The organism is Shinella sp. 838, from assembly GCF_029623935.1.
Lineage (GTDB): Bacteria > Pseudomonadota > Alphaproteobacteria > Rhizobiales > Rhizobiaceae > Shinella.
In genome coordinates this window covers 1581431-1599559 of record NZ_JARSBQ010000001.1, presented here as the reverse complement: position 1 = coordinate 1599559, position 18129 = coordinate 1581431, and the positions used below count along the sequence as shown (strand labels likewise).

Annotated in this window: 20 protein-coding genes; 8 read left to right on the top strand and 12 right to left on the bottom strand. The window is 63.2% G+C overall.

From position 1 onward, the window contains the following. Positions 1-371 precede the first annotated feature (371 nt). Together P9A16_RS07555 and P9A16_RS07550 are read left to right on the top strand one after the other, a co-directional pair. The gene (locus P9A16_RS07555) at positions 372-935 is read left to right on the top strand and encodes a GNAT family N-acetyltransferase (protein ID WP_024271057.1); all 564 of its coding nucleotides are present in this window, start codon (positions 372-374) and stop codon (positions 933-935) included. 123 nt (positions 936-1058) lie between these two features. Next, positions 1059-1475: a DUF4864 domain-containing protein gene (locus tag P9A16_RS07550; RefSeq protein WP_023515789.1), complete on the top strand. Its 417-nt coding sequence runs from the start codon at positions 1059-1061 to the stop codon at positions 1473-1475. A 31-nt stretch (positions 1476-1506) separates the two neighbouring features. On the opposite strand, the gene tgt is transcribed toward P9A16_RS07550, so the two are convergent. The 6 genes from tgt to coaD all read right to left on the bottom strand — a co-directional run bounded on the left by tgt (position 1507) and on the right by coaD (position 5933). Continuing rightward, positions 1507-2637 (bottom strand): tRNA guanosine(34) transglycosylase Tgt, encoded by a 1131-nt coding sequence (gene tgt / locus P9A16_RS07545; protein ID WP_023515788.1) that lies wholly within the window; start codon positions 2635-2637, stop codon positions 1507-1509. Beyond that, positions 2634-3701: a tRNA preQ1(34) S-adenosylmethionine ribosyltransferase-isomerase QueA gene (queA, locus tag P9A16_RS07540; protein ID WP_023515787.1), complete on the bottom strand. Its 1068-nt coding sequence runs from the start codon at positions 3699-3701 to the stop codon at positions 2634-2636. The genes tgt and queA overlap by 4 nt, the downstream gene beginning before the upstream one ends. A gap of 7 nt (positions 3702-3708) precedes the next feature. Further along, entirely contained in the window at positions 3709-4158 is a 450-nt protein-coding gene (locus P9A16_RS07535; RefSeq protein WP_023515786.1) for a DMT family transporter, read from the bottom strand. 81 nt (positions 4159-4239) lie between these two features. After that, the gene (locus P9A16_RS07530; RefSeq protein WP_023515785.1) at positions 4240-4755 is read right to left on the bottom strand and encodes a peptidylprolyl isomerase; all 516 of its coding nucleotides are present in this window, start codon (positions 4753-4755) and stop codon (positions 4240-4242) included. A gap of 81 nt (positions 4756-4836) precedes the next feature. After that, positions 4837-5406, bottom strand: coding sequence for a peptidylprolyl isomerase (locus P9A16_RS07525; protein WP_023515784.1), 570 nt, complete (start codon positions 5404-5406; stop codon positions 4837-4839). Positions 5407-5438: 32 nt separating this feature from the next. Continuing rightward, positions 5439-5933 (bottom strand): pantetheine-phosphate adenylyltransferase, encoded by a 495-nt coding sequence (gene coaD / locus P9A16_RS07520; protein ID WP_023515783.1) that lies wholly within the window; start codon positions 5931-5933, stop codon positions 5439-5441. Positions 5934-6182: 249 nt separating this feature from the next. Between coaD and P9A16_RS07515 the strand changes: the two genes are divergently transcribed. Both P9A16_RS07515 and P9A16_RS07510 read left to right on the top strand, forming a co-directional pair. Further along, positions 6183-6308, top strand: a complete 126-nt coding sequence (locus P9A16_RS07515; protein ID WP_023517300.1) for a hypothetical protein — start codon at positions 6183-6185, stop codon at positions 6306-6308. Between the two features lie 13 nt (positions 6309-6321). Further along, positions 6322-6468, top strand: coding sequence for a hypothetical protein (locus P9A16_RS07510; protein ID WP_023517299.1), 147 nt, complete (start codon positions 6322-6324; stop codon positions 6466-6468). Positions 6469-6691: 223 nt separating this feature from the next. On the opposite strand, the gene gyrA is transcribed toward P9A16_RS07510, so the two are convergent. After that, positions 6692-9475: a DNA gyrase subunit A gene (gyrA, locus tag P9A16_RS07505; protein ID WP_037408375.1), complete on the bottom strand. Its 2784-nt coding sequence runs from the start codon at positions 9473-9475 to the stop codon at positions 6692-6694. Between the two features lie 242 nt (positions 9476-9717). Between gyrA and P9A16_RS07500 the strand changes: the two genes are divergently transcribed. Further along, positions 9718-10347, top strand: a complete 630-nt coding sequence (locus P9A16_RS07500) for a MarC family protein (RefSeq protein ID WP_023517297.1) — start codon at positions 9718-9720, stop codon at positions 10345-10347. Positions 10348-10356: 9 nt separating this feature from the next. Here P9A16_RS07500 and P9A16_RS07495 read toward each other — a convergent pair whose 3' ends face one another. The 4 genes from P9A16_RS07495 to P9A16_RS07480 form a co-directional block, all read right to left on the bottom strand. Then, on the bottom strand, positions 10357-10977 hold the full coding sequence (locus P9A16_RS07495) for a hypothetical protein (RefSeq protein ID WP_024271058.1): 621 nt from the start codon (positions 10975-10977) through the stop codon (positions 10357-10359). 36 nt (positions 10978-11013) lie between these two features. Then, a complete protein-coding gene (locus P9A16_RS07490) occupies positions 11014-11454 on the bottom strand; it encodes a hypothetical protein (RefSeq protein ID WP_023514612.1) in 441 nt (146 codons plus the stop codon). Positions 11455-11678: 224 nt separating this feature from the next. After that, positions 11679-12086, bottom strand: a complete 408-nt coding sequence (locus P9A16_RS07485; protein WP_023514613.1) for a cupin domain-containing protein — start codon at positions 12084-12086, stop codon at positions 11679-11681. A gap of 80 nt (positions 12087-12166) precedes the next feature. After that, complete coding sequence (locus P9A16_RS07480; protein ID WP_023514614.1) at positions 12167-12679, bottom strand: single-stranded DNA-binding protein; 513 nt, start codon at positions 12677-12679, stop codon at positions 12167-12169. A 292-nt stretch (positions 12680-12971) separates the two neighbouring features. Here P9A16_RS07480 and uvrA point away from each other — a divergent pair, with 292 nt between their 5' ends. Genes uvrA through P9A16_RS07465 form a run of 3 tightly spaced genes read left to right on the top strand, consistent with a single transcriptional unit; the run spans position 12972 to position 17357 of the window. Further along, complete coding sequence (uvrA, locus tag P9A16_RS07475; protein ID WP_023514615.1) at positions 12972-15890, top strand: excinuclease ABC subunit UvrA; 2919 nt, start codon at positions 12972-12974, stop codon at positions 15888-15890. 4 nt (positions 15891-15894) lie between these two features. Further along, positions 15895-16518, top strand: a complete 624-nt coding sequence (locus P9A16_RS07470; RefSeq protein WP_023514616.1) for a glutathione S-transferase family protein — start codon at positions 15895-15897, stop codon at positions 16516-16518. 35 nt (positions 16519-16553) lie between these two features. Beyond that, positions 16554-17357 carry a DUF72 domain-containing protein gene (locus P9A16_RS07465; protein WP_023514617.1) on the top strand — a complete coding sequence of 268 codons (804 nt, stop codon included), beginning with the start codon at positions 16554-16556 and terminating at the stop codon, positions 17355-17357. 39 nt (positions 17358-17396) lie between these two features. Here the strand turns inward: P9A16_RS07465 and P9A16_RS07460 are convergent, their stop codons facing one another. Next, a complete protein-coding gene (locus tag P9A16_RS07460; RefSeq protein ID WP_023514618.1) occupies positions 17397-18125 on the bottom strand; it encodes a 3-keto-5-aminohexanoate cleavage protein in 729 nt (242 codons plus the stop codon). Between the last annotated feature and the right edge of the window lie 4 nt (positions 18126-18129).

Below are 18129 nucleotides of genomic sequence, written 5' to 3'. Positions count from 1 at the left end.
GGCTTGCCTCAGCGCCAACGGAGATGTCGAGTGTCGCATGTCTAAATGGCTGACGACGCGCCGCCCAAATTGACATTTTAACTTTGCGCCAAAGCGGACAGTTCAACTTGGCTGCCACAATTTATTTGGCCGGGTACCTTCGCTTTCCAAGCGAAACACTCCAATCATTTCAATAGCTTCGCTCTTTGAGGCCTTGCTTGTCTCGGTTCTGCCTGCTGCTCTCCTTACAGAGCATCGCCGCTTTGTGGACACGATATCGACGGCCTGGATCAAATCGTCGTAAACTGCTGCGAATCTCGGCCAGCGGCTTTCGACGCGGCGCCAACATCCATATTTAGATCACCGTTTCTTCCGGCCCGCCACACGATCCCATGTCCGATATCCCTCTGCTTGAAACCGACCGTCTCGTCTTGCGCGGCTTCCGTCCGGAAGACCTTGATGCCATGACCGCGATGTGGGCCATGCCCGAAGTCGTGCGCTATATCGGTGGCGTGCCGTTGTCCCGTGAACAGTCCTGGGGCCGCCTGCTGCGCCATATCGGCATGTGGCGCATCATGGGCTTCGGCTTCTGGGCGATCATCGAAAAGGCATCGGGCCGGCTTGTCGGCGAAGCCGGGTTCCATGAAATGCGCCGCGAGATGATGCCCAGTATCGAAGACACGCTGGAAGCCGGCTGGGGCCTGCTCCCGGGCTCTCACGGCCGCGGCTATGCCAGCGAGGCGCTGGAGGCAATGCTGCCCTGGGCGGAAGCAAACCATGGCGGCATGCCGGTCACCTGCATCATCGATCCTGCAAACACGGCGTCGATCCGGCTTGCCGGACGGCACGGGTTCCGCGAGTTTTCCCGATCGACCTATCAGGGAACCGAGATTATTCTCTTTCGGAAGGCCCCCGGCATTTTGAGCGGACTACAAACAAAGGATTCTAAACAATAATACTTATAATATAAAGCACTGTTTTTAAAGGGAAATATTTAAAAAACAAACACAACTGATCGCGTAGCGGTTCTTTTCTGGTGTCCGTGCTATTCTGCTTTCATCCGAAAAGGAGTGTGCGCCATGAAAATGCTTGCCGCCGTGTTCCTTTGCGTTTCGCTTTCCCTACCCTCCGCCACATGGGCGGGGGAACCCGTCGATACGGTGCAGGGCATCATACAGAGCCAGATAGCCGCCTTCCTGGACGACGATGCGAAGGCCGCCTATTCCTTCGCCTCACCGACCATCCGTGGAAAATTTCCGACCGAAGATGCCTTCTTCGACATGGTGAAGAAGGGCTATGCGCCGGTCTACCGGCCGGGCAATTTCGCCTTCGGCCGCTCGAAGGTCACCGACGGCGTGGTGGTGCAGGAGGTGCTGATTTCAGGGCCTGATGGCAAGGACTGGACGGCGCTCTACCAGGTCGTGAAGCAGCCGGATGGCAGCTACAAGATCAACGGCGTGCACATCGTGCGCACCGCGCCGGGGCCTGAAATCTGAGCAATTCCAGCAGAGGCGTGAAACGCGAGCCTCAGAGAGGGGCGAGATCGCCCCTCGCCCAGGTCTCCTGCGTCTCCGCCATGAAGTCGGCAAAACGCCCCTCCTCGATCGCCTTGCGGATGCCGGCCATCAGGTCCTGATAGTAGGACAGGTTGTTCCAGGTGAGCAGCATGCCGCCGAGGGATTCGTTGGCGCGGATGAGGTGGTGCAGATAGGCGCGCGAATAGTCACGCGCCGCCGGGCACGTCGATTCCTCGTCAAGCGGGCGCATATCCTCGGCATGACGGGCATTGCGCAGGTTGATGCGGCCGCGGCGGGTGAAGGCAAGGCCGTGCCGGCCGGAACGGGTCGGCATCACGCAGTCGAACATGTCGATGCCACGGGCGACGGATTTCAGCATGTCGTCGGGCGTACCGACACCCATCAGGTAGCGTGGTTTTTCGAAAGGCATATGCGGGATGGTGGTGTCGATCATGTCGAGCATGACCTCCTGTGGCTCGCCGACAGCGAGCCCGCCGATGGCGTAACCCTTGAGGTTCAGCTCGGCGAGCGCCTGCGCGGAGCGGACGCGCAGGTGCGGAATGTCGCCGCCCTGCACGATGCCGAACATCGCCTTGCCCGGCTGGTCCCCGAAGGCCACCTTGCAGCGCTCGGCCCAGCGCAGGGACATTTCCATCGCGCGTTCGATTTCCTTCGGCGAGGCCGGCAGGGCCACGCATTCATCGAGCTGCATCTGGATATCGCTGTCAAGCAGGCCCTGGATCTCGATCGATCGCTCCGGCGACATGTGGTGCAAGGCGCCGTCGACATGGCTCTTGAAGGTGACACCCTGTTCGTCGAGCTTGCGCAGGCCGGAGAGCGACATGACCTGGAAACCGCCGGAGTCGGTGAGGATCGGGTGCGGCCAGCGGATGAGCTCGTGCAGACCGCCGAGGCGTGCGACGCGTTCCGGACCGGGACGCAGCATCAGATGATAGGTGTTGCCGAGGATGATGTCGGCGCCAAGCTCGCGCACCTGGTCGAGATACATCGCCTTGACGGTGCCCACCGTGCCGACGGGCATGAAGGCCGGCGTGCGGATGACGCCGCGCGGCATGGAGACCTCGCCGCGGCGCGCCTTGCCGTCGGTCGCGAGAAGCTTGAACTGGAAGGTTTCGGTCATCGGTGGTCCCGGAAAAGCAGGCTGGAGTCGCCGTAGGAATAGAAGCGGTAGCCGGTGGCGATCGCATGGGCATAGGCGCCGCGCATCGTTTCAAGGCCTGAAAAGGCGGAAACGAGCATGAAGAGCGTCGATTTCGGCAGGTGGAAGTTGGTCATCAGCATGTCGGCCGTGCGGAAACGGTAGCCGGGCGTGATGAAGATGCCCGTCGCGCCGGACCAGGGCCGGATCGTGCCGTCTTCGTCAGCAGCGCTTTCGAGAAGGCGCAGCGAGGTCGTTCCGACGGAAATGATGCGCCCGCCCCTCGCCCTCACGGCGTTGAGCGCCGCAGCGGTTTCCCCGGAGACATAGCCGACCTCCTCGTGCATGACATGGTCGGTCGTGTCGTCGGCCTTCACCGGCAGGAAGGTGCCGGCGCCGACATGCAATGTCACGAAATGCCTTTCAACGCCGAGCGCGTCGAGTTTTTCGAAGAGAGCGTCGGTGAAGTGCAGACCCGCCGTGGGTGCCGCGACGGCGCCCTCCTCACGGGCATAGATCGTCTGGTAGTCGCGGCGGTCCGCCTCGTCCTCCTCGCGCTTGGAGGCGATGTAGGGCGGTAGCGGGATATGGCCGACGGTTGCGATGGCGCGGTCGAGATCGGGGCCGGAGAGGTCGAAATGCAGGGTAACTTCGCCGCCCTCGCCCTTCTGCTCCACGGTTGCCGAAAGGTCTTCCGCTGCGCCGAAGGTGATGCGGTCGCCGCGCTTGATGCGCTTGCCGGGCCTGGCGAACGCCTTCCAGCGGTCGCCGGCGATGCGCATATGCAGCGTCGCGGAAACCTTCTGGCCGCCGGCGCCGTCGCGGTGGCGAATGCCTTCGAGCTGGGCGGGGATGACGCGGGTGTCGTTGAAGACCAGCGCATCGCCGGGACGCAGCAGCGACGGCAGATCACCGACAGTCCGGTCCTGATAGGGCGCATCCCTGTCGGGCTCGACGACGAGCAGCCGTGCCGCTTCGCGCGGGCTCACCGGGCGCAGGGCGATGTTTTCTTCCGGAAGATCGAAATCGAAGAGGTCGACGCGCATGGGGGGCTCAGTAAAAACGGATCATCAGCGCACCGGCGACGAGCAGAATTGCCCCCGCGATGCGGCCGAGGGACACTTCGCGCACGGCCATGCCGAGAAAGCCGACACGGTCGAGCAGGATGCCGGCGAGAAGCTGACCGGACACGGCGAAGGCCATGACGGCCGCAGCACCGATGCGCGGCGTCAGGAAGATGGCGGTCGTGACATAGATCGTGCCGATTGCGCCGCCGGCAAAATAGAGCCAGGTGTCCGGGCCGCGCCAGTCCGGCGCCCTGCCCTCGAAGGCGGTTGCGGCGAGAACGACGCACGCGAGGACGAGTGTGCCCGCGAAGAACGAGATGAAGGCGGCCGCTGCCGGCATGCCGAGACCGCGGCCGAGCAACGCGTTGATGGGGGCCTGGATGGCGATGCACGCGCCCGCCGCAATGCCGAGCAGCGCCCAGAGGAAAGCAGCCATATCGACGTCATCTCTTGAAAAGCGCACAAAGAAAAACCGCGCCCGCCGGGGCGAGCGCGGTCGAAAACGAAAGGTTCTCTATCAGGCCGCTACGTCTGCGGCAACCTTCATCGAGACGATGGTGTCGGGATCGCGCACCGGCTCGCCGCGCTTGATCTTGTCGATATTTTCCATGCCTTCGATGACCTGACCCCAGACGGAGTACTGCTTGTTCAGCCAGGGAGCGTCGGTGAAGCAGATGAAGAACTGCGAGTTGGCCGAGTTCGGCATCTGGCTGCGCGCCATGGAGCAGGTGCCGCGCACATGGCTCATGTTGGAGAACTCGGCCTTCAGGTCTGGCTTTTCCGAACCGCCCATGCCGGCGCGGGCCGGGTTGAAGTCCTTGCCGCCGGTCTTGCCATACTGCACGTCGCCCGTCTGGGCCATGAAGTCCTCGATGACGCGGTGGAAGACGACGCCGTCATAGGCGCCTTCGCGCGTCAGTTCCTTGACGCGCGCGACGTGACCCGGTGCGAGATCCGGAAGCAGCTGGATGACCACCTTGCCCTTCGTGGTCTCCATGATGATGGTGTTTTCCGGATCCTTGATCTCGGCCATGGTCTTTCTCCTTCAAAGGCAGTTGCGCAAAAGGTGTGTCGCCGTTTTGCGATTACAACAGGCGGCACACCAAAAAGTGAATTACTTGCCGACGGTGACCTTGATCATCCGGTCGGGATCGGTGACCGAGCCATTGTTGGCCTCGTCGCCGCGCTTGATCTTGTCGACGTTCTCCATGCCGGAAACGACCTTGCCGACGACCGTGTACTGGCCGTTCAGGAAGTCGCCCGGAGCGAACATGATGAAGAACTGCGAATTGGCCGAGTTCGGGTCCTGCGAACGGGCCATGCCGACCGTGCCGCGCTCGAAGGGCACGTCGGAGAATTCCTGCGGCAGATCCGGCTGGCTGGAGCCGCCCGTGCCGGCCGCATCCGGCTGGAAACCAGCCGACATATCGCCGTACTGCACGTCGCCGGTCTGCGCCATGAAGCCCTCGATCACGCGGTGGAAAGCGACATTGTCATATTCGCCGGCTGTCGCCAGCGCCTTGATGCGCTCGACATGCTTGGGTGCGACCTTGTCGTTCAGTTCGACGACGACGGGTCCGTCCTTCAACTGGATCGTGATGAATTCGGCCGCCTGGGCAACGACGGCGCTCGTGGTGGTCGCAAGGAACAGGGCTCCTGCAAAGGCGAAACGGAGGATGTTCATGATAGCTCCCTAAGGGGTTCAGGATGATGGGCTCAGCCCTTCTTGCGGGCTTTCAACGCCGCAAAGACGGGCGCCGGGACGAAGGCGCTGACATCGCCGCCCATGGCCGCGATCTGGCGGACCAATGTGGCGGTAATGGGCCGCGAGGCGACGCCCGCCGGCAGGAAGACGGTCTGCACATCCGGCGCCATCTGGCGGTTCATGCCGGCCATCTGCATTTCATAGTCCAGATCCGTACCGTCGCGCAGCCCGCGGATCAGCATGAGTGCGCCATGCTGGCGCGCGGCATCGACGACCAGGTTGGAGAAGGAGACGACGCTGACATCCCCTGCCCGCGCCGGCAGTACCTCGGCAATGGACGTGCGGATGAGATCCGCGCGTTCCTCGAAGGAGAAGAGCGGTGTCTTGCCGGGATGGATGCCGATCGCGACGATGACCCTAGGCGCCACGTTCAGCGCCTGCACCAGAACGTCGATATGGCCATTGGTGATCGGATCGAAAGAGCCAGGATAGAAGGCGACTGTCATCGGCGGGGTCCCGTTTGCCGCCTTTTGTCATGGACGGCCCCTTTCCGCAAGGGCGCGGCCTGTCGCAGCCCGCGCTGTCCCCTGCCAAGAACATGAACGTGGCATGAATGGGCCGTTCAAGAGCATTTCAGGCATGCCATGTCTAAATAGAAACATCAAAGCTGGGAACAAAGGTCGCCGTCGCGCATTCTCCCGGCAGAATACAGTGAAACAAGTAATGCGTTTCCTTAGGCTTGAAGGAACACGACAATGGCTCTGGCTCTACTCTGCATGACCATGTTCATCGCCCTTACCGCCGCAACCATCCATGCGTTGCGGGAAGAGGATCGCCCGGCAGCGCCGAAAATCGCCGCCCGTGGCAAATGGCTGCGTTGAGCGGGACTTTACCATGGCCGCGCTCACCATCCTCTTCACGATCTTTATCAGCACCGTCTTCACCATCGACTTCGCGCGCACGATTCTTGAACTGAAACGCGACCGCGCAGCCCTGAAGGCGGCCAAGCTGAAAACCCAAGCAGGTGGCTTTGGCGTCTGAGAGCGCCCCCTGCGGCACGGCGCCCCGGCGCAAGACCTGCCGCAGTCCGTATGCCACCGTCAGAGCGGGTAGCCTTCCCTCCGGGCTGCCCGCACACTTGAAAAGCCGGACGGTCGTTCCCTGCCCGTCCGGCTTTTTCGTTTCATGAAAAGGGCCTTTCCGGTGAACACCGGAAAGGCCCTTTCTTGTTTCGATCGGGACAGCTGGGCTGCTTTCGCCCGGCCTATTCCTCGCTGACCGGGGTCGCATCATCCCCGGCATCGACATCGCCTTCAATGCCCGTACCATCGGCATCGTCCTCGCCTTCCGGCTCGCTGATGCGTTCGACCGAGACGACTTTCTCGTCCTTGGCGGTCGAGAAGATGGTGACGCCCTTCGTCGCGCGACTTGCGATGCGGATGCCGTCGACCGGCACGCGGATCAGCTGGCCGCCATCGGAGACGAGCATGAGCTGGTCCTTCTCCTCGACCGGGAAGGCGGCAACGAGTTCGCCGATCTCGCTGGTCTTCGACGTATCGGTGGCGCGGATGCCCTTGCCGCCGCGGCCCGAGGTGCGGAAATCGTAGGAAGACGACCGCTTGCCGAAACCCTTCTGCGACACGGTGAGGACGAACTGCTCGCGGGACCGGAGTTCCTGGTAGCGCTCCTCCGTGAGGTCGCCGATTTCACCGACCTCCTCGCCAACCAATGCGATATCCTCCTCGTCGACACCGCTGGCGCGGCGTTCGGCGGCGGAGCGCTTCAGGTAGGCGGCCCGCTCCCAGGGCTCTGCATCGACATGGCTGACGATCGTCATCGAGATGATGCGGTCGCCGCCGCCGAGCGAGATGCCGCGCACGCCGACCGAGTTGCGGCCGGCGAAGACGCGCACGTCATCGACCGGGAAGCGGATGCACTGGCCGAGCGCCGTCGTCATCAGCACGTCGTCATGCTCCGTGCAGGTCTCGACATTGAGGATCTCGTCGCCCTCTTCTTCGAGCTTCATCGCGATCTTGCCGTTGCGGTTGACCTGGACGAAGTCGCTGAGCTTGTTGCGACGCACCGTGCCGCGGGTCGTTGCGAACATGACGTCGAGGTTTTCCCACGTCGTCTCGTCCTCGGGCAGCGGCATGATGGTGGTAATGCGCTCGCCGGGCGTGAGCGGCAGCATGTTGATCAGCGCCTTGCCCTTGGACTGCGGCGTACCGATCGGCAGACGCCAGACCTTCTCCTTGTAGACGATGCCACGCGAGGAGAAGAAGAGTACGGGCGTGTGCGTGTTGGCGACGAAGAGGCGGGTCGCGAAATCCTCGTCCTTCATGGCCATGCCGGAGCGGCCCTTGCCGCCGCGGCGCTGCGCGCGATAGGTGGCGAGCGGTACACGCTTGACATAGCCGGCATGCGACACGGTCACGACCATGTCCTCGCGGGCGATGAGGTCCTCGTCGTCCATATCAGGACCGCCCTCGGCGATCTCGGTGCGGCGCGGCGTGCCGAACTCGTCGCGCACGGCGATGAGCTCATCCTTGACGATGTTCATCATGCGCAGACGCGAAGAGAGGATATCGAGATAATCCTTGATCTCCTCGCCGATCTTGTTGAGCTCCTCGTCGATCTCGTCGCGGCCGAGAGCCGTCAGGCGGGCGAGACGCAGCTCGAGGATGGCGCGGGCCTGCTCTTCCGAGAGATTGTAGGTGAGGTCCTCGTTGATGCGATGGCGCGGGTCGTCGATGAGCTTGATCAGCACGTCGACGTCTTTCGCCGGCCAGCGGCGCTCCATCAGCTGTTCGCGAGCCGTCTGCGGGTCGGGCGCGCGGCGGATCAGGCTGATCACCTCATCGATATTGGCGACGGCAATGGCGAGACCGACCAAGACATGGGCGCGGTCGCGTGCCTTGCGCAGCAGGTACTTTGTGCGGCGGCTGACGACTTCTTCGCGGAAGGCGACAAAGGCGCGCAGCATGTCGAGCAGCGTCATCTGCTCCGGCTTGCCGCCGTTCAGCGCCACCATGTTGCAGCCGAAGGAGGTCTGCAGCGGCGTGTAGCGATAGAGCTGATTGAGGATGACCTCGGCATTGGCATCGCGCTTCAGCTCGATGACGACGCGGTAGCCCTGGCGGTCGGATTCGTCGCGAAGGTCGGAGATGCCCTCGATGCGCTTGTCGCGCACCAGCTCGGCCATCTTCTCGATCATCGACGCCTTGTTCACCTGGAAGGGAACTTCCGTAACGATGATCTGCTCACGGTCGCCGCGCATCGGCTCGATATGGGCCCGCCCGCGCATGATGACGGAGCCGCGACCGGTCTCGTAGGCCTGACGGATACCGGCACGGCCGAGGATCAGCGCGCCGGTCGGAAAGTCCGGGCCGGGAATGTGCTGCATCAGGTCGAGCAGCTCGATCGCCGGATTGTCGATCAGCGCGACGCAGCCGTTGATGACTTCGGCAAGATTGTGCGGCGGAATGTTCGTTGCCATGCCGACGGCGATGCCGCCGGCGCCGTTGACCAGCAGGTTCGGAAATTTTGCGGGAACGACGACCGGCTCGCTCATCGTGCCGTCGTAGTTGTCGCGGAAGTTGACCGTTTCTTTGTCGAGATCGTCGAGCAGCGAATGGGCGGCCTTTTCCAGGCGGCATTCCGTGTAGCGCTGGGCGGCCGGCGGGTCGCCGTCGATCGAACCGAAATTGCCCTGACCGTCGATCAGGGGCAGTCGCAGCGACCAGTCCTGCGCCATGCGCGCCAAGGCATCGTAAATCGCAGCGTCGCCGTGCGGATGGTATTTACCCATCACGTCACCGGTCACGCGCGCCGACTTCACGTATTTCTTGTTCCAGTCGACGCCCATCTCGCTCATCGAGTAGAGAATGCGCCGGTGAACGGGCTTGAGGCCGTCGCGCACATCGGGCAAGGCGCGGGAAACGATCACGCTCATGGCGTAGTCGAGATAGGACCGCTGCATTTCCTCGATGATGGAAATAGGCTCAATGCCGGGAGGGTTCTTGCCGCCGGGTGTCGATTGGTCTGTCAATTTCGGTCACGATCGTTGTTCAGAATCAGAAGAGAATTTTATAGCCTACCGGCGCTGGGAGCGCCAATTTCGCCGGGGGTTTTGAACAGGCTTTTGCAAGTAAAATCCGCCAATTTGCGCATTTTCATGGCGGTGGCATCGCATTGCTCCGACCGCCCTTCCCTTGGGCGGCGCCCTCCCCTAACAATAGCCGGACAAGGTTGGAGAAAATCGGCCGCGCAACGGCGAGGGGAACGCCCGACATGCTCAACATCGATCTTCTGGTCAATGCGATCACGACCCTGCTCGTGACCATCGATCCGCCGGGCCTCGCACCAATCTTCCTCGGCCTTACGGTCGGCATGACGCGCCCGCAGCGCACGCAGGTGGCGCTGCGCGGCTGCATCATCGCCTTCTGCATCCTTGCCGTCTTCGCACTGACGGGCGCCGGCGTGCTGTCGCTGCTCGGCATCTCCATCGGCGCCTTCCGCATCGCCGGCGGCCTGCTCTTGTTCTGGATCGCCTTCGAGATGATCTTCGAGCGCCGCAACGAGCGGAAGGAGAAGACCAGCGAGGTGGCGATCACCCGCGATCACATCCATAATATCGCCGTCTTCCCGCTCGCCCTGCCGCTGATCGCCGGTCCGGGCGCGATCTCCGCGACGATCCTCACCTCGGGTTCCTTCCCCTCTGCGCTCGAGCGCGCCGCCCTTATCGGCGTCATCGCGCTCTGCCTCGTCATCCTGTTCCTCTCGCTGGTCATCGCCGAGCGCATCGACCGCTTCCTCGGCAAGACCGGCCGCGCGATCCTGACACGCCTTCTGGGCGTCATCCTCGCGGCGCTGGCGGTGCAGTTCGTGGTGGACGGGGTGAAGTCGGCCTTCGCCGGCTGACGGCGACGGCTACCCCTTCAGTTCCCGGACATTCAGCAGGTAGAAGGCCCCCATCTGGTCAAGATACTGCTGGTAGAAGAAGCGCCACTTGTTGCCCTTGCGCACGCCGACCATGGTGACCTTGACGTCGGTCTGGCCGGGCACGTTCATGTAGTCGGACTTGTGCAGCGTCGACTTGTGGAAGCGCATGCCCTGCCGCAGGCCGGCCTCGTCGATGCGCCCCATCGGCGTCTGCAGATTTCCGTGCGATGCGGAATAGACGCCACCGCCATGGTTCGTGAAGCCGAACGAGCATCCGTCCATCGCCGGCGTCAGCATCACGTCGGCGTCGCTTTCGAGAACGACGACATGCTTGAAATCCTGGTCATAGGGCAGCCAGTAGCAGTCCCAGCCGTTGGCGTTCTGCGCATTGGTCGACTTTATCGACCAGACATCGACGGTCTTCTCCTTGAACTGGGAAATGATGCCCGTTCCCTTGCGCATGCAGGTGAAGTCGTCTTCCTTGTTCAGCAGAAAGCGTTTCACACCGGGGTTGCGGTATCCTGATTCATAGGCCTGGTACTGGATCAGCAACAGGTTGTTCTTCAGGAAGCTCTCGGGATCGGACGTGATGGCGGTCATGTTCGGCATTGCCGGCTACTCCAGATGTTCTTGTTCGATCACGGATCAGATGACGTTCATGACGTCCGAGCGGTAGTCCTTCTCCTGCTCGCCCGCCGAGAGGAACCAATAGGGCTTCATCACCGCGAAGTTCTGCTTGTCGTCCCGCAGAAGCACATAGGCGCAGTAGACCGTCTGGTCGGCAGGCCGCTCGAATGCCGCGATCCAGGGGTTCTGGCGGGTGCCGATATGCCGGGCATGGCCAAGCTTGCGCTCGATGTCGTTGCGGAATCCATAGAGAATGGCCTTGTGCCCGGCCCGGAAGCCGCGGGCGTCCAGTTCGGTGAAATTCTGCAGGACATGCGGCGGGTCGTCACAATTTTCGACATACCATTGAGCAACAGCCATGTAGTCGCTGGCGCGCGCATTGGCGCGACCGTAGCGCGCTTCCTTCTGGAAATCCGTTTTGCCAGCCCGTATCCGCTGGATGAAATTGATCAAACCCATTCGAAAGCCCCCTGTTTTACAAATGAATTTTACTAAAATGCACCTCCGGCCATGCAATAGACGACCCGGGCACGGATCGCTCCCCGTATCCGCGGCCGGATCATGCCGGGAAGAGACTAAGAAAGTCAGAACGACCGGAACGGGATGTTGGCATCTTCGCCCATATGGCCATCCGCCCGAACAGCCGGTCCGATACGAAATGGTCTATCCCCGCGGCAGAGCGCTCAGGGATTGTCGGCAAACCATCTGACGATGGCCGGCATGTTTTCCTCGAAACCGCCCGGCAGGAAGACATTGAGCAGGCCGACACGCGCATCCGTGCGGTTCTCGAAGTCGTGCATGACAGTGGCCGGGATGCGCACGAAGCTGCCCGCAGGCGCTTCCAGCCAGTCCTCGCCAGCCAGAATGCTGGCCGTCCCGGCAATCACATAAAAAAGCTCGATATTGTCGGTGTGGAAATGGGCGCCCGGCCCTGTCGTGTTCGGCTCCAGCCACCATTCGGAAACGCTGTAGGCGCTTGCGGTCTCGTGGTGATCCGCCTTGAACACTGCGTTCATGCGACCGAGTGGATAGGCCCGGCCCTCGCCCGGCCGCAGGAAAAGCACATCCGCGGCCGTCTTCTCGTCGCCCATGACGCACCTCCTACCGCATTGCTGCCCGCCGGACGCGCGTTGAGCGGAGGCCGACCTGATTGCCGGCCTCGCTGTCGTCCTCAGAACGGGATGTCGTCGTCCATGTCCCGCGAGAGCGAACCGCCCGAACGGTTGCCGCCGCCGCTGGCGCCACCACCCGAAGACGGGCGCGAGCCGTAGTCGTCGTAGTTGGGCGCGCCGCCGAAATCGCCGCCGCCGCGGCTTGCGCCGCCGCCTTCACCGCGGCCGTCCAGCATGGTCAGCGTCGAGTTGAAGCCCTGCAGCACGACTTCCGTCGAGTAGCGATCGTTGCCGGTCTGGTCCTGCCACTTGCGGGTCTGCAGCGCGCCCTCGATGTAGAGTTTCGCGCCCTTTTTCACATATTGCTCGACGACCTTGCACAGGCCCTCGTTGAAGACGACGACATTGTGCCATTCGGTCTTCTCGCGGCGTTCGCCGTTGTTGCGGTCGCGCCAGGTCTCGGACGTGGCGATGCGCAGGTTGGCGATCGGCCGACCGTCCTGCGTGCGCCGGATTTCCGGGTCCGCCCCGACATTGCCGATCAAGATCACCTTGTTGACGCTTCCAGCCATACCCGTAACTTCCCGTTGTCGCGCCGGGCGCAGATTGCCCGGCATCATTTCACTACACGAATGCGGCATCTTATCGGCTGCCGGCCATCGGCGCCGCCCCGCAGAGGTGGTAATCCACAGATGAATTGCAGATTTTTGTTCTATTTTTGTTCTAATAAATCCCTACACTCTTGTCAACCGAATCGGAAACGGGCACGGAATTCTCTGACCCGCACATGGACAGGCCCCGTCCGATCCCTACATAGGGGCCTGATCCGAATTTGATGCGCAACGACCTTCGACGCTGGACACCATGAGCGAACTCAAGACCATTTCCATTCGCGGCGCCCGCGAACACAATCTCAAGGGCATCGACCTCGACCTGCCCCGCAACAAGCTGATCGTCATGACGGGCCTTTCGGGCTCCGGCAAATCGTCGCTCGCCTTCGACACGATCTATGCCGAGGGCCAGCGCCGTTATGTCGAGAGCCTGTCGGCCTATGCCCGCCAGTTCCTCGAGATGATGCAGAAGCCCGACGTCGATCAGATCGACGGCCTCTCGCCCGCCATTTCCATCGAGCAGAAGACGACCTCGAAGAACCCGCGCTCGACGGTCGGCACGGTCACCGAGATCTATGACTACATGCGCCTGCTCTTCGCGCGCGTCGGCGTGCCCTATTCGCCGGCGACGGGTCTGCCGATCGAAAGCCAGACGGTCAGCCAGATGGTCGACCGTGTCGTGGATTTCGGCGAAGGCACGCGCCTCTACATCCTCGCGCCCGTCGTGCGCGGCCGCAAGGGCGAGTACAAGAAGGAACTCGCCGAGCTGATGAAAAAGGGCTTTCAGCGCGTCAAGGTCGACGGCCAGTTCTACGAGATCGCCGACGTGCCCGCGCTCGACAAGAAGTACAAACACGACATCGACGTGGTGGTCGACCGCGTCGTCGTGCGCGCCGACCTTTCCTCGCGCCTTGCAGACAGTCTCGAGACCAGCCTGAAGCTCGCCGATGGCCTGGCGATCGCAGAATTTGCCGACAAGCCGCTGCCCGTGGAAGAGACGGCTGCCGGCGGCTCGGCCAACAAATCGCTGAACGAAACGCACGAGCGCGTGCTGTTCTCCGAAAAGTTCGCCTGCCCTGTCTCCGGCTTCACCATTCCGGAAATCGAGCCCCGGCTCTTCTCGTTCAACAACCCCTTCGGCGCCTGCCCGACCTGTGACGGCCTCGGCAGCCAGCAGAAGATCGACGCCGACCTCATCGTGCCCGAGGTGGAGCGCACGCTGCGCGACGGCGCCATCGCGCCCTGGGCCAAGTCCTCCTCGCCCTACTACAACCAGACGCTGGAAGCGCTCGGCGCCGTCTACGGCTTCAAGCTGTCGAACCGCTGGTCCGAACTGTCGGCGGCGGCGCAGGGCGCGATCCTCAACGGCACGCAGGAAAAGATCGAGTTCAACTACAAGGACGGCGCGCGTTCCTACAAGACGGTCAAAACCTTCGAGGGCATCGTGCCGAACCTCGAACGCCGCTGGAAGGAAACGGACAGCGCCTGGTCGCGCGAGGAAATCGAACGCTACATGTCGGCGGCCCCCTGCCCGGCCTGCAACGGCTTCCGTCTGAAGCCCGAGGCGCTGGCCGTCAAGATCAACAAGCTGCATATCGGCGAAGCGACGGCCATGTCGATCCGCGTCGCGCGCGACTGGTTCGAGGCGCTGCCGGAGCATCTCAACAGCAAGCAGAACGAGATTGCCGTCCGAATCCTCAAGGAAATCCGCGAGCGCCTGCGCTTCCTCAACGATGTCGGCCTCGAATATCTCTCGCTGTCGCGCAATTCGGGAACGCTTTCAGGCGGCGAGAGCCAGCGCATCCGCCTCGCCTCGCAGATCGGTTCGGGCCTGACGGGCGTGCTCTACGTGCTGGACGAGCCCTCCATCGGTCTGCACCAGCGCGACAATGCGCGCCTGCTCGACACGCTCCGGCACCTGCGCGACATCGGCAACACGGTCATCGTCGTCGAGCATGACGAGGATGCAATCCTGACGGCGGACTATGTGGTCGATATCGGCCCCGCCGCCGGTATCCATGGCGGCGAGGTGATCGCGCAGGGCACGCCCGGCGAGGTGATCGCCAATCCGGCGTCGCTGACCGGAAAATACCTTTCCGGCGAACTTTCCGTGGCTATCCCCGGGGAGCGCCGCAAGCCGAAGAAAAAGAAGGAAATCAAGGTCGTCGGCGCGAAAGCGAACAACCTGAAGAATGTTACCGCATCGATCCCGCTCGGCGTCTTCACCGCAGTGACCGGGGTTTCCGGCGGCGGCAAGTCGACCTTCCTGATCGAAACGCTCTACAAGTCGGCCGCCCGCCGCATCATGGGCGCACGGGAAATCCCTGCCGAACACGAGCGCATCGACGGGTTCGAATATATCGACAAGGTCATCGACATCGACCAGTCGCCGATCGGCCGCACGCCGCGCTCGAACCCGGCGACCTATACCGGCGCCTTCACGCCGATCCGCGACTGGTTCGCCGGCCTGCCGGAAGCGAAGGCGCGCGGCTACCAGCCCGGCCGCTTCTCCTTCAACGTCAAGGGCGGGCGCTGCGAGGCCTGCCAGGGCGACGGCGTCATCAAGATCGAGATGCACTTCCTGCCCGACGTCTACGTCACCTGCGACGTCTGCCACGGCAAGCGCTACAACCGCGAAACCCTCGACGTCACCTTCAAGGGCAAGTCGATCGCCGACGTGCTCGACATGACCGTGGAGGAAGGCGTCGAGTTCTTTGCCGCCGTGCCGGCCGTGCGCGACAAGCTGGTGACGCTGAACCAGGTTGGCCTCGGTTACATCAAGGTCGGCCAGCAGGCGAACACCCTGTCGGGCGGCGAGGCGCAGCGCGTCAAGCTCGCCAAGGAGCTGTCGAAGCGCTCGACCGGCCGCACGCTCTACATCCTCGACGAGCCGACGACGGGCCTGCACTTCCACGACGTGGCAAAGCTGCTCGAAGTGCTGCACGAGCTCGTCAACCAGGGCAATTCGGTCGTCGTCATCGAACACAATCTGGAGGTCATCAAGACCGCGGACTGGATCATCGACTTCGGCCCCGAGGGCGGCGATGGCGGCGGCGAGGTGATCGCCGAGGGAACACCCGAGGATGTCGTGAAGGTGGAACGCTCCTATACCGGCCATTTCCTGAGGGAGCTGCTGGAGCGGCGGCCGATGAAGACGATCGCGGCGGAATAGCGCCATGATCCTGATCGGCCAGTATGATTCGTCCTATGTGCGCCGTGTCGGCATCGCGCTGAAACTCTATGGTCTCCCCTTCGAGCACCGGCCCTGGTCGGTGTTCAGCGAGGGCGACAGGGTGCAGGCGGTCAACCCGCTGATGCGGGTGCCGACGCTCGTGCTCGATGATGGCGACGTGGTGGCCGACAGCCATTCCATCCTCGACTACCTTGATGGCCTTGTCCCGCCGGAGAGCCGCCTTCTTCCGCAGGCCGAACCCGAGCGACGGCAGGCCCTGAAGGTGATGACCTTCGCAACCGGTTTCGCCGACAAGGGCGTCAGCCTGTTCTATGAACTGCACCTGCACGAGGCGCCGTCGACCTATTTCGTCGAACGCTGCCGCGCGCAGATCCTGACCGTGCTGGCGGCGCTGGACGCCGAGCGCGCGGCGCGGCCGGGAGAGCACTGGTTCGGCCGGCTGACCCATGCGGATATTGCCGTCGCCTGCGCCTGGCGGCATGTCAGCGAGGCCCATCCCGGCCTGGTCGATCCGGCGCGCTACCCCGCCCTGGCCGCCCATTGCGCCGGCATGGAAGCCTTGCCGGTGTTTCAGGAGATTTCCCAGCCCTTCATCGCGCCCGCTTGAAAGGCGCCGCCATCTGTCTGTCGAGGAGAACTGACATGAGCACATCCGGCACCATCAGAACCGGCATCGGTGGCTGGACCTTCGATCCCTGGGAAGGCACGTTCTATCCCGAAAAACTGCCGAAGAAGCGCCAGCTCGAATTCGCCAGCCGCGAATTGACCTCGATCGAGGTCAACGGCACCTATTACGGCTCACAGAAGCCGGAAACTTTTGCCAAATGGGCCTCCGAAGTGCCTGACGGCTTCATCTTCTCGCTGAAGGCGAGCCGCTTCACGACGAACCGCAAGGCTCTCGCCGATGGCGGCGAATCCGTCGAAAAGTTCCTGACGCAGGGGCTCACCGAGCTCGGCGACCATCTCGGCCCGATCCTCTGGCAGTTCCCGCCGACGAAAAAGTTCGAGCCGGAGGACTTCGAGGGCTTCCTGAAGCTCCTGCCGGAGAAGCTGGACGGCCTCGCGCTGAAACACGCGCTGGAGGTGCGCAACCAAACGTTCCTCGTGCCCGAATTCGCGGCGCTTGCCCGCAAATACAACGCGGCGATCGTCTACGCCCAGCATATGGACTATCCCGAGATCGCCGACGTCACGGCGGATTTCGTCTATGCCCGCCTGCAGAAGGGCTCCGACGACGTTGAGACCTGCTATCCATCGGAAGCGCTCGACGAATGGGCGGAGCGGCTCAAGGCCTGGTCCGGCGGCGGCGAACCGACCGATCTGCCGAAGATCGACCCGGCGACCAAGCTGGCGAAGAAACCCCGCGACGTTTTCGCCTTCTTCATCACCTCAGGCAAGGTGAACGCACCGAACGGTGCACGCGAACTGCAGCGGCGTACCGGCTGAGACGGCCCGCCGCCGCCCGTGCCCTCTTCGGCACGGGCGTCAGCCCGGAACCGCCGAGCGGAAAAGCCGGACGGCATCGGAAACCATGTCGGCGTTTCCAGCGGCTCTCTCGCCGTCGAGGCGCAGGCAGCCGTCTTCCAGGCCGACCCGCGTGGACCAGCGTTCCCGGTGTGCGCGCCGGACGAAATGCCAGACAGTCAAATCTGCTCCGTGCAGGAGGATCGGCCGGCGGACACCGGCCTTTGCGAGAACCCGGGCGATCCCGTCCACGATGGCGTCCGCGCTTCGAAAATCCTGGTCCTGATCAATCTCGATGAGGACGCGCAGTGCGCGCCGGCACGCCGGCAGGGCGACGAACCGTTCCGCATCCGCGACGCGCGCCAGCCCCGCCTCGACGCCGACGCCTGTCCGGTGCAGCAGGTCGATGACCGCGGGCGCGTCCGGTTCGGAGAGATTGACCGAGGCGTAGTCGGGACGTTCCTGCCATGCCGCAATGAGGCTGCGTGTGCGCGCGGGGTCACCTTCGATCCAGGCGCCCGTCGACACCCCGATGAATGTGCCGGGGCATCGTTCACGCACGGCGCGCACCGTCTCGTCGACCGCCGCCAGGCTCTCGCGCCCGTCCGGGCCGCGCGGATGGATGTGGAGCTCCGCCGCGCCGGCGGCAATGCAGGCCGCGGCATCGATCGCCATCGCCTCCGCCGTCAGCGGCAGGCACGGATGGTAGTCCGCGGGGCGGGCACCGTTGATGCAGGCCTGGACGATCATGCCG